Origin of the sequence: Mycolicibacterium alvei (genome assembly GCF_010727325.1) — a bacterium.
GTDB classification, from domain to species: domain Bacteria; phylum Actinomycetota; class Actinomycetes; order Mycobacteriales; family Mycobacteriaceae; genus Mycobacterium; species Mycobacterium alvei.
This window is the reverse complement of sequence record NZ_AP022565.1, coordinates 4703382-4715147: the sequence shown is the minus strand read 5'-3', so window position 1 is coordinate 4715147 and position 11766 is coordinate 4703382. Positions and strand designations below refer to the sequence as shown.

At 66.3% G+C, this 11766-nt stretch carries 10 protein-coding genes; 5 read left to right on the top strand and 5 right to left on the bottom strand.

Translation table 11 applies throughout. The features are described from left to right. Nucleotides 1-22 precede the first annotated feature (22 nt). Nucleotides 23-1354 (bottom strand): aromatic ring-hydroxylating oxygenase subunit alpha, encoded by a 1332-nt coding sequence (locus G6N44_RS22480; protein ID WP_163670259.1) that lies wholly within the window; start codon nucleotides 1352-1354, stop codon nucleotides 23-25. A 32-nt stretch (nucleotides 1355-1386) separates the two neighbouring features. After that, the gene (locus G6N44_RS22475; RefSeq protein ID WP_163667846.1) at nucleotides 1387-2235 is read right to left on the bottom strand and encodes an SDR family NAD(P)-dependent oxidoreductase; all 849 of its coding nucleotides are present in this window, start codon (nucleotides 2233-2235) and stop codon (nucleotides 1387-1389) included. 153 nt (nucleotides 2236-2388) lie between these two features. On the opposite strand from G6N44_RS22475, the gene G6N44_RS22470 reads away from it, so the two are divergent. The 5 genes from G6N44_RS22470 to G6N44_RS22450 are packed head-to-tail and all read left to right on the top strand — an operon-like array spanning nucleotide 2389 to nucleotide 8607. After that, the gene (locus tag G6N44_RS22470; protein ID WP_163667844.1) at nucleotides 2389-4002 is read left to right on the top strand and encodes an SMP-30/gluconolactonase/LRE family protein; all 1614 of its coding nucleotides are present in this window, start codon (nucleotides 2389-2391) and stop codon (nucleotides 4000-4002) included. Between the two features lie 8 nt (nucleotides 4003-4010). Further along, nucleotides 4011-4748, top strand: a complete 738-nt coding sequence (locus G6N44_RS22465) for a GntR family transcriptional regulator (protein ID WP_163667842.1) — start codon at nucleotides 4011-4013, stop codon at nucleotides 4746-4748. A gap of 18 nt (nucleotides 4749-4766) precedes the next feature. Further along, complete coding sequence (locus G6N44_RS22460) at nucleotides 4767-6353, top strand: AMP-binding protein (RefSeq protein ID WP_163670256.1); 1587 nt, start codon at nucleotides 4767-4769, stop codon at nucleotides 6351-6353. A gap of 2 nt (nucleotides 6354-6355) precedes the next feature. Continuing rightward, on the top strand, nucleotides 6356-7141 hold the full coding sequence (locus tag G6N44_RS22455) for an SDR family NAD(P)-dependent oxidoreductase (protein WP_163667840.1): 786 nt from the start codon (nucleotides 6356-6358) through the stop codon (nucleotides 7139-7141). Further along, a complete protein-coding gene (locus G6N44_RS22450; protein WP_163667837.1) occupies nucleotides 7138-8607 on the top strand; it encodes an acyl-CoA synthetase in 1470 nt (489 codons plus the stop codon). The genes G6N44_RS22455 and G6N44_RS22450 overlap by 4 nt, the downstream gene beginning before the upstream one ends. 19 nt (nucleotides 8608-8626) lie before the next feature. Here the strand turns inward: G6N44_RS22450 and G6N44_RS22445 are convergent, their stop codons facing one another. From G6N44_RS22445 to G6N44_RS22435, 3 genes are read right to left on the bottom strand one after another with little or no spacing between them, the layout of a single operon-like run. Beyond that, nucleotides 8627-9073, bottom strand: a complete 447-nt coding sequence (locus G6N44_RS22445; RefSeq protein ID WP_163667835.1) for a type II toxin-antitoxin system Rv0910 family toxin — start codon at nucleotides 9071-9073, stop codon at nucleotides 8627-8629. Nucleotides 9074-9076: 3 nt separating this feature from the next. Continuing rightward, nucleotides 9077-9256 carry an antitoxin gene (locus G6N44_RS22440; protein WP_163667834.1) on the bottom strand — a complete coding sequence of 60 codons (180 nt, stop codon included), beginning with the start codon at nucleotides 9254-9256 and terminating at the stop codon, nucleotides 9077-9079. 24 nt (nucleotides 9257-9280) lie between these two features. After that, nucleotides 9281-11764, bottom strand: a complete 2484-nt coding sequence (locus G6N44_RS22435) for a cation-translocating P-type ATPase (protein WP_163667832.1) — start codon at nucleotides 11762-11764, stop codon at nucleotides 9281-9283. Nucleotides 11765-11766: the final 2 nt, after the last annotated feature.

Genomic DNA, 11766 nt, shown 5'->3' with positions numbered 1-11766 from the left:
ACCGCCGCTAAATGCACCGAAATCACTGGATGTCGGTGGGCTCTCCCGTGCCCATGTACTTGGAAAGCTGGTAGTGCAGGTTGACGGTGCTGCGTTCGCGATACGGATTCGGTTTGGTGCCCGGAAAACCGGCCGACTTCATGCCCTGCTGAACGGCGGCCATGTTCGAGAAGTCCTGCGGCAGCACCGAGCGCCAGTTCGGACTGTCGGGCGGGGTGTATTCCCATTCAGTCTGCGGCTCTTGACCTTTGGGGTAGAGCTCGAACACCGACACCTCGAAGATGCACTTGTCCGGGTCGTAGCTCGGGTCAGGCCGGGCGCTGTAGCACAGGGCACTGGTCAGACCCTGGCCGATCTGGAAGTTCGGGAAGATCTGCCACGCCGTGCCGCTCTGCCCGAGAATATCGGGCGGGATGGTCGGCCAGATCACGCCGCGGGCCTCGTCGTCGGCTCGCGCCGAGGACAGCCAGTGCTCGAGCACCTTGTCGGCCGGCGTGCCCTCGGGCAGCTCGTCGACGAGGCGCTTGGCGGCGTTCACCAAGGTCTGCGTGGTGGTCGCGTTGGTCTCTTCCATGGTGTAGACCTGCATCTCGGCGGTGGAGATGCGCGGATCACCGGTGCCGAGGCGGATCTTGGACTTGGTCTCCTCCATGTCCTTCGGCGCGTCGTAGCCGATGTTGGAGTGCTTGCCCTGCGCCTTGGCCCAACCCTTGAACTCACCGAACTTGTTGAACTCGGGGTGGGTGGTGAACACGTGGTAGGTCTCGTTGAAGGCCTCCATCGCGACTTTCCAGTTGCAGTCGAACTTCAACCATTTGCGCCACTTGTAGCGCATGTTCTCCAGGCCGAACGGATCGAGGATCTTGGCGGCGGGAAACAGGAAGTCGGCCAACGGTTCACAGTCGGGGTCCATGTTGATGAACAGCCACCCGCCCCAGGTGTCGACCCGGACCCCGGCCAGATGAGTGTTCTCCGCGGTCAAGGTGCCCTGCCAGTCGTCCTGCTCCCGAATGTGGGTGCAGGCGCCCTGGAGATCGTAGGTCCACCCATGGAACCCGCACATGAACGATTTGCGGGTCCGGTCACAGGCGCTCTTGGCGCCGGCCGGGGTGTCGACCAGGCGCCGGCCGCGGTGCATGCACACGTTGTGATGGGCGGCAAAGGATTCGGCCGTTGAGCCGGCGGCAGTGCGTACCACCAGGATCGAATCGTCGAGGATGTCGTAGGTGAGGTAGCTGCCCACCTCCGGCAGGTCCTCGATGCGGCCCACCTGCTGCCACACCTTGCGCCACAGCCGATCCCGCTCGTTGCGGGCGTATTCCGGTGAGATGTAGGCGTCGACCCCGATGGTCATGGGGGAAGAAAGCTCGCCGGTCAATTCTTCGGTCACTCATGCCTCCTGATGGCCGCGCGGAAGGTCTCGTCCTTGAGGAACAACGAGGTGTTGTCACCGCCGAGATGGGTCCAGCGGAGGTTGAGTCCGCCGTCGACCAGGATGGTCTGGCCGGTGATGTAGCTCGACAGGTCGGAGAGCAGAAAGAGGATGGCACCGGCCTGTTCCTCGGGCGTGCCACGCCGGCCCATCGCGATCGCCCGCTGGTCACGCTCGGGGTCAGCGTCGACATAGGTTGCCGAGGCGGCGGTTTCGGTCACCCCGGGGGCGACGGCATTGACCCGGATGCCGGCATCCGCCAGTTCGACCGCCATGGTTCTGGTGGCCGCGACAATCGCGGCCTTCGCGGTGCCGTAGGCGACGTGATACGGCGCGGTGTTCATTCCGCTGATCGAGGAGACCGACACGATCGAGCCCGGATTGCCCTGCGCGCGGATCTCCGAGGCCACCGCCTGGCTCATGAAGAACATGGTTTCGAGATTCGCGGCAAACAGCTCGCGCCAGTCCGCCCGCGACACCCGGGTGGCCGGCATCCAGGTCGACGGGGCCGCGCCGCCGGCGACGTTGACGAGTCCGTACAGCACGCCCTCGGCGGCCCGCGCCGCGTCGAGCACAGTCGCGATGCCCTCATCCGTCGACGCGTCGGCCGCCACCGTCACCACGTTCAGGCCCTTGTCGGCCAACGGTGCAATGTGCGTGTCGAGGTTGTCCTGCGACCGGCTCACCGCCACGACCGTGGCCCCGGCCTCGGCCGCCATCCGCGTGACGGTGGTACCGATGCCGCCACCTCCGGCGCCCGACACCACCACGACCCGGCCGTCCAGGCTCAGGGAGCTCTCCATGCGCAACCCCTATCGACCTATTTGTCCGGACAAAATATTATGATCTCCATATTGGAGAACACTATTCCCCAGCACTTATGCACCGTCAAGGGGAGATCTGAACATTCAGACCGCTATTGTCTGGACTACGTGAACTTGCTAACGTCCGAGGTCATGAGCGCCCTATCGGTATCCGACGCCAGGTACACCGCAAACCCCACGGTCGCCGGGAGTTGGGCGCTGGAGCAGGTCACCGGGTCCAGCCGGCTTTTCGGCGCGAACGGCCTGCGCACCGGCGCGGACGGGCGGATCTACATCGCACAGGTGACCGGCAGCCAGATCAGCGCCCTCGACCTGACGACCGGGCGACTGGAAGCCATCAGCGCCAAGGGGGGCGACATCGTCGCGCCGGACGACGTCGCGTTCGACGCCGACGGCAACCTGTATGCCACCGAGGTGATGGACGGCCGGGTCAGCGTGCGCAGTGTCGACGGCCGCACCCGCGTGCTCCGCGACGACATCCCCTCGGCCAACGGCATCACGTTTGACCAGGGTCGGCTGTTCGTCGGCGAATGCCGCGAGGGCGGGCGGCTCATGGAATTCGACCTCGCCGGTGGCGCCCCGCGCATCCTGTTGGAGAACGTGCCCTCCCCCAATGCCATGGAGGTCGGCCCCGACGGGCTGCTCTACTTCCCGGTGATGGCTGCCAACGAGATCTGGCGGATCGACCCTGACCAAAAAGGCCCGGTCGCCCCTCAGGTGGTGGCCGGCGGGCTCGGGGTACCGGACTCGGTCAAGTTCGACGCCGACGGCTACATCGTCTCCACCCAGGTGGCCAGCGGCCAGGTGCTGCGGATCGACCCGCGCAACGGTGAGCAGACACTGCTGGCTCAGCTGACCCCCGGCCTGGACAACTGCACCTTCGTCGGCGACCGGTTGTTCGTCTCCAATTTCACCGGTGAGATCACCGAGATCCTGGGTAACGGCGGCGGCACCCAGTCGCTCCTGCCCGGCGGCCTGAACTGGCCGCTGGATCTGACCGTGGGCGCCGACGGCGCGTTGTACGTCGCCGACGGCACCTACTTCTACCGGGTCGGCCCGGACGGCGGCCTGCAGACCGTTGCAATGCTCTTCTCGCCGGGGTATCCCGGCTTCCTGCGCGGGGTGATCGCCTCGGGCCCAGGAGAATTCATCGTCACCACCGCCGCCGACACCGTGGCACGTTTCCGTCCAGGTGGCGCCGAGGACGAGGTGAGCCAGGTTCTCGCCGGCGGCATCGACCAACCCTACGGGGTGGCCCTGGCACCCGACGGGTCTGTGTTGGTGGTCGAGCAGGGCGCGGGACGACTGCTGTCGGTGCGCGACGGTTCCGTCGATGTGCTGGCTTCGGGCCTCGACACCCCGGTGGGCGTGGTGGTCGGACCCGACGGCGCACCGCTGGTATCGGTGGCCGGCGCGGTGGTCCGCGTGAGCGGCGGGGGTGTCGCCCCACTGGTCGACGGATTGCACACGCCACACGGCATTCTCGTGCGCGACGGCGCCCTCTACATCGTCGACTCCGGCAGCAAGGAGCTCATCAGCTACGACCTGGACACAGCGGTCCGCTCCGTCCTGGCCTCCGGGTTGCCGGTCGGGCCGCCGCCGGGAGTGACCCCCAAGCCGCTGAAGGGCATGCCCCCGTTCTCCGGTCCGCAGGGCCCGTTCGCCGGGATCACCGCGGGAACCGATGGGACGCTCTACATCTCGGGCGACGGCGACGGCAGCGTGCTGGCGCTGCGCCGGGCCTGAACGAGAACATGACAGTCACACCGGCCGACCACCGCTACCTCCAGGTGGCGCGCACCCTACGCAAGGAGATCGTCGAGGGGCTCTACCCGGTGGGCTCGCAACTGCCCACCGAGCACGAACTCTGCGAGCGTTTCGAGGTGAGCCGCTACACCGTGCGCGAAGCACTGCGTCGGTTGCGCGATGACAACCTGGTCACCTCACGACCGCGGGCCGGAACCACCGTGGCACCGCGAGCTGCGGCGAATACCTATGCCCAGGATGTGGTCTCGATCAATGACCTGCTGGCATTCGCCAGCGGCGCACAGTTCACCATCGAGTCCAATGCCATGGTCACGATCGACGGCGAGTTGGCCGAGCGGACCGGACTGCCCCTCGGCGAACAGTGGCTGGCGGTGCGCGGCTACCGCCGGGCCGACGACGACACCGCGCCGGTATGCCGCACCGAGTACTACATCAACCGCAGCTTCGTCGGGGTCGGCCGGCTGCTGCAACGGCACTCCGGCCCGATCTTCCCGCTGATCGAGGATCTGTTCGGGGTCAGCATCATCGAAGTGCACCAGGAGATCTCCGCGATCGTCACGTCGCCCGAGCTGGCCGCGGGCCTCAAGGTCGCCGCAGGAACCGCGGCCCTGCAGATGCAACGGACCTACACCACCTCCGACGGGGAGGTCGCCCAGGTCACCGTCAACACCCACCCGTCGGACCGGTTCCGGCATGCCATGACGATGCGCCGGGTGAAGGGCTGAGGCGGGGTGCGAAATTCGGTGCGATGGGACGAGAACCGCGCGGCCGACGCCTACGCCCGCGGGCTGTGGGTCTCCACCACCCTGGCCGATGCGCTGGCCGACGCGGCGCGGAACGCACCCGACCGGGTGCTCCTGATCGACGCGGACACCAGGCTCACCGCCCACGAATTACACACCCGAGCACAGGCTCTGGCCGTGCAGTTGACTGCGTGGATGCCACCGGGCAGCGTGGTGTCCTTCATGCTGCCCAACTGGCACGAGGCCGCGGTCATCTATCTGGGCGCCACGCTGGCCGGCATGGTGGTCAACCCGATCCTGCCCTCACTGCGGGACCGGGAACTGAGCTTCATCCTCGATGACGCGCAGAGCCGGGCGATCTTCATCCCCGCCCAATTCGGCAACCATGACTACGCGGCCATGCTCACCCGGGTGTGCAGCCGACTGGACACACCACCGGAAGTGGTGGTGCTGCGCGGAGACCCGGGCCCGCATCGTGCGTTCGGCTCGCCAGGCAACGCCCCGGCTCGGGATCTTCCGGCACTCGACCCCGATGACATCCGGATGATCATGTACACCTCGGGTACCACCGGACGCCCCAAAGGCGTACTCCACAGCCATAACTCGATCAACGCCCTGATCCGTCAATTGGGCGAGCACTGGTTGGTCGACCCGGGCGACACCTTCCTGGTGCCCTCACCCATCGCGCACATCGGCGGCTCGATCTACGCCTTCGAATGCCCGCTGCTGCTGGGCAGCACCGCGGTGCTGATGCAGCGCTGGAACGCCGAGGACGGCGCGACACTGATGACCGAACACCGCTGCACCCACATGGCCGGAGCGACACCGTTTCTGGAACAACTGCTCGGCGCCGCCGAACGGGCCGGTACCCGGTTGCCCGATCTCAAGGTGTTCATCTGCGGTGGCGCGTCGGTACCGCCATCGCTGATCCGGCGGGCGTCTGACTACTTCGACCGGGCCGTCGTCAGCCGGGTGTACGGCTCCACCGAGGTACCGGTCACCACGGTCGGCTCACTGGCCCCGGGTGGGGTCGAGCACGCCGCCGAGACCGACGGCCGCCCCGGTATCGCCGAGGTCCGGCTGGTCTCCGGCGAGATCCGGGCCCGCGGTCCGCAGATGCTGCGGGGCTATCTGCACTCCGAGGACGAGATCGAATCCTTCGACGAGGACGGCTTTTTCCGCACCGGGGACCTCGGCCGCTGGGTGGACAGCGACTATCTGCAGGTGACCGGACGAGCCAAGGACCTCATCATCCGCAACGGCGAGAACATCTCCCCCAAGGAAGTCGAGGACATCCTGGTCGGCGAACTCGGCATCACGGAGGTGGCCGTCGTCGGCCTGCCCGATGAACGCACCGGGGAACGCGCCTGCGCAGTCCTGGTGACATCGGATGGTCAACACCCCGGCGTGGCCGATGTGGGCCGGGTGCTGGCCGAACACGGGCTGGCCCGGTTCAAAACACCCGAGCGGGTGGAGGTCTGGGATGCCCTGCCGAAGAACGACGCGGGAAAAGTGTTGAAACATCACATCCGGGAAAGACTGATGAGGGTAGCCGGGGCGAGCGAAGCGACTGGGAAGGTTGTCTAGAGATGCAGGTTGCGATCGTCACCGGGGCCAGCAGCGGTATCGGATTCGGCTGTGCCACCGCACTTGCCGAGGCCGGAATAGCCGTACTCGGCACGGGACGCGACGAAGTCCGACTCGGCGACCTGGCCAAGGCTGTCCGCGATCCGGACCTGATCGCCACGCTGGCCGTCGACCTGACCGCCGACGATGCCCCACAACGCATCGTCGAAGCCGCGCTGGCCCGCTGGGGCCGCATCGACTTTCTGATCAACAATGCCGGTGTGGGCAGCCCCAAGCCCCTGCACGAGACCGACGATGACACCCTGGACCACTTCCTCGGCATCATGCTGCGCGCACCATTTCGGTTGGCCCGCGACGTGATACCGCACCTGGGACCGGGTTCGGCCATCATCAACATCACCTCGACATTCGCGGTTGTGGGCGGATTGCGCGGCGGCGCGTACTCCGCGGCCAAGGGTGGCTTGACGGCGCTGACCACGCACATCGCCTGCCAGTACGGTGCCCAGGGCATCCGCTGCAACGCGGTGGCCCCCGGCGTCACCGTCACCCCCATGGTCGAGAAGCGCCTCGACGACCCGGGCTTCCGCAAGATGCAGACCGAGATGACCCCGCACACCCGTCTGGGCCGGGTCGAGGACATCGCCGCCACCGTGGCGTTCCTGTGCTCCGACGGTGGCAGCTTCATCAACGGACAGACCATCGTCGTCGACGGCGGTTGGAGCTCGACCAAATACCTGTCCGATTTCGCGCTGCGCGCCAACTGGATTGAGGATGGTTCTCAGTCATGAATGTTTTCGCGGTGCTCGATCAGGCCGCCGCACGCTTCGGCGACCGGGGAGCGGTGTATTGCGGCGAACGCCAACTGCTGACCTGGGCGCAGCTGCGCGACCGGGTACTGCGGCTGGCCACCACCCTCAAGGCGCTCGGCGATCGCGGCACCCGCATCGCCGTCGCCAGTGAGAACCGGCCCGAGCTCGTCGAGCTGATGTTCGCCGTCTGGGCCGCCGAATGCGTTTTCGTGCCGATCAACTACAAGCTGCATCCCCGCGAGATGGCCGACATCCTGGCCGATTCCGGTGCGGCGCAGGTGTTCGCGTCGGCCAAGATCGCCGACGGCTTGGCCGCGGTCGCCGAGGTACCCGTCGAGATCATTGGCACCCCGGACTACTCGGCACGGTTCGCCTCCCGGCCGTCAACCGTGCCGACCACTGCACCGAGTTCGCTGGCCTGGCTGTTCTACACCAGCGGCACCACCGGAAAATCCAAGGGCGCCATGCTGTCCCACCGCAACCTGATGGCGATGACGGTGGCGCACCTCGCCGATTTCGACGACCCGGACGAGAACTGCAGCCTGATCCACGGTGCGCCGATGTCGCACGGCTCCGGCCTGTACATCCCGCCGTATGTGCTGCGCGGCGCCCGGCAGGTGGTACCGGAATCCACGGCCTTCGAGCCCGACGAGTTCTTGGACCTGTGCGGCCATCACCCCGGCGCCAGCGCCTTTCTGGCACCGACCATGGTGCAACGCCTGATCCAGACCGGCAGGCCCCGTCCCGAGAACCTCAAGACCGTCGTCTACGGCGGCGGTCCGATGTACGTCGACAGCCTCAAGAAGGCGCTGGCCGCCTACGGCCCGGTCTTCGTGCAGCTCTACGGCCAGGGCGAAGCACCGATGACGATCACCGGGCTGCGCCGGGCCGACCACATAGCGGCGGACGACGCGACGCTGGGCTCGGTCGGCTACCCGCGCTCGGGCGTGGAGGTCGCCGTGCTCACCGCCGACGGCCCCCCGGCCGCCGTCGACGAGATCGGCGAGATCGTCTGCCGCGGCGACGTCGTCATGTCCGGCTACTGGAACAACCCGACTGCCACCGCTGCCACGCTCAAGGACGGCTGGCTGCACACCGGCGACATGGGTTCCTTCGACACGCGCGGCTATCTCACCTTGCGCGACAGATCCAAGGACGTCGTGATCAGCGGAGGCAGCAACATCTACCCACGCGAGGTGGAAGAAGCACTCCTCGAACACCCCGACGTGGTCGAGGCCGGTGTCGTCGGCGCCCCCGACGCCGACTGGGGCGAGGTGGTGGTGGCATTCGTCGTGGGCACGGTCGATGCCGCCGCGCTCGACGCCCATCTGCTGGAACGCATCGCCCGGTTCAAGCGGCCCAAACGCTACGAGTTCATCGACGCACTACCGAAGAACAGCTACGGCAAGGTGCTCAAACGCGAGCTGCGGGAGCGCCTGTGGTGACGCTACCCCGGCGAGCAAATTACGACGCGTAGAGCGCCTTGAACTTGTTGAGCGACTGCTGAATATCGCCCTTGAGCGCGGCGGCGACCACCATGCCGATCGGCCCGAACAGGGCGGGCCCGCCGAGGTGCACGTCGAAGGACACTTTCGCGCCTTCACCGCCATCGACCGACGCAGGCGTGATCTTTCCGATCAGCTTGACTTTCACCCCGCCACGGCCATCGCCGTTGAGGGTCAGCGAGTGCGGCGGTTTGTAGCTCACCAGCGTCCACTTCACCCGGTTCAGCATGCCCTTGACTTCGACGATCGAATCGAGGACCGAGCCCTTCTCGAGGGTCTCGGGCAACTTCGACCGCCAGGCCCGGTGAATGCTGAGCCAGTCGTCGTAACGGGACAGATCAGAGGCGTGCTCCCACGCCTTCTCCGGCGGCAACGGGACATCGACGGAGACAGATAACTTAGCCATAGGTTACTGCTGCGGTTCTTCCTTGTTGATGGCGTTCTTGGCCGCCTCCTGCGCCTTGTCCACCGCACCGGAGAACTTGCCCTGCGTCTTCTCGTCGATGACGTCGCCGGCCTTGTCGATGGCCTGCTCCACCTTCTCGGCGTTCTCCGACAGGAGGTCTTTAGCCTTGTCCAGGAATCCCATCGGACCAGCCTATCGCCGCGCCAGCTATCTCCACAACCGGCGTTTCTCCCCCAGCATCACGCCCTGCCCCCACCACACCGCCTCGATCAGCACGGCCCCGATCAGGCCGATGCCCACCGCGATCGCGGTGGCACCGAGGTTCGACGGATCCAACATGAACAGACGTCGAGTCAGCGGCAAACAGAAGATCAACACATACGCCAGGCCCGACACCGCGACCAGCGCCACCCGCCACCACTCGTACGGCCGGGTCACCACCGACAGCACCCACAGCGAGGACACCAGCAAGGTGATCAGCGCGGCCGTCGAAGCCTGGGTCTGCTCCACCGCGCTGGCCGCCCGGCCCTGATAGGCCACCAGATAGGAGACGAACGTGACGGTGCCGACCACCAGGCCCGAGGGCAGCGCCGCCGTCATCACGCGGCGCACGAAACCCGAATGCGCCCGTTCGGTGTTCGGGGCCAGCGACAGGATGAACGCCGGGATGCCGATGGTGAACCAGGCCGCGATGGTCACGTGGATCGGTTGGAACGGGAACAACAGCGGATCGGTGCCGAACCATACGGACGACAACCCGGCCAGCCCGACCAGGATCGCCAACAGCACCGAGTACACGGTCTTGGTGAGGAACAGGTTCGAGACTCGCTCGATGTTGCCGATCACCCGCCGGCCCTCACCCACCACATACGGCAACGTGGCGAACTTGTTGTCCAGCAACACGATCTGCGCCACCGCACGCGAAGCCGAACTGCCCGAGCCCATCGCGACACCGATGTCGGCGTCCTTGAGGGCCAGCACGTCGTTGACACCGTCGCCGGTCATCGCCACCGTATGCCCGCGTGCCTGCAGGGCGTGCACCATGGCGCGCTTCTGATCCGGACGCACGCGGCCGAAAGTCGTGTACTCATCCAGGGTTGCGGCCAATTGCTCCGGATCCTGGGGCAGTTGCCTGGCGTCCATCGTCTCACCGTGCAGGCCCAGCTTGCCTGCCACCGCACCTACCGACACGGCGTTGTCACCCGAGATCACCTTGACCGAAACATGCTGGGAAGCAAAATAATCGAGTGTGTCACCGGCATCGGGGCGGATTCGCTGCTCCAACACCACCAGCGCGACGGGTGTGACGGTGCCGGGTGCCTGCGGCGCATCGACCGCCAGATCGGACGACCCGATCAACAGCACCCGCAGCCCCTGCGCACCGATCTGCTCAGCCTGCTCGGCCACCGGAGAGCTGGGATCCAACAGCACATCCGGGGCACCGATCACCCAGTTGCCGTATTCGCCGTATGACGCGCCACTCCATTTGGTGGCCGACTTGAACGGCGCCGTGGCGGTGGACCGCCACCCCGGCGGTGTCGGGTAGGCCTCGGCGATCGCCGCCATGCTGGCGTTGGGGCGGGCATCGTCGGCGGCCAACTGGGCCAGCACATCAGCCACGTCACCTTCGGCGAAGGTCTTCAGATCGCTGACGCGCATACCGTTTTCGGTCAGCGTGCCGGTCTTGTCCGCACACACCACATCGACCCGGGCCAGACCCTCGATTGCGGGAAGTTCATTGACCAGGCACTGCCGCCGGCCCAACCGCACCACACCGACCGCGAAAGCCAGCGACGTCATCAGCACCAGGCCTTCGGGAACCATCGGCACCAGTGCACCGACCATGCGCAGCACCGGCTCATGCCACACCGCATCGGTGGTGAAGATCTGACTCATGATGATTCCCAGCGACTCTCGCCATCCACCCTCGCTGTCGACGATGTCGCGGTAGGTCTGCTGGAGTGAGTCCTGGATCTCTGGGTCGACGGTGAACAGCTGGCTGTAGATGATCAGCAGGCCGGCAGGCACCAGCAGGTAGGTGATGAACTGCAGGATCTTGTTGATGCCGTTGCGCAGTTCGGACTTCACCAGGGTGAACTTCGAGGCCTCCTCGGCGAGCTTGGCCGCGTAGGCCTCATGTCCCACCTTGGTGGCCCGGTAGGCGCCCGAGCCCGCCACCACGAAGCTGCCCGACATCACCGGGTCGCCGACCACCTTGACGATCGGATCGGCCTCACCGGTCAGCAGCGACTCGTCGACCTCGAGGTTGGACTCCTCGATGATCTCGCCGTCCACCACGATCTGGTCGCCGGGCCCGAGTTCGATGATGTCGTCGAGCACCACCTCACTGGGCAGCACGGCGCGACTACCGGATTCCCGGCGCACGGTCGGCTTGGCCTGCCCGACGATGGCCAGCTTGTCCAGGGTCTGCTTGGCCCGAATCTCCTGGATTATGCCGATGGCACTGTTGGCGATGATCAGCAGGCCGAACGCCCCGTTGATCAACGACCCGGTGGACAGCACGATCAGAAACAGCACACCGAGGATCGCGTTGATCCGGGTGAACACGTTGCCGCGGACGATCTCCGAGATGCTGCGCGCAGCACGCGTCGGAACATCGTTGCTCTTACCCTCGGCTACCCGCTCGGCCACCTCGGCGTCGGTGAGACCGGTGACACTGATCGTCGTCATCC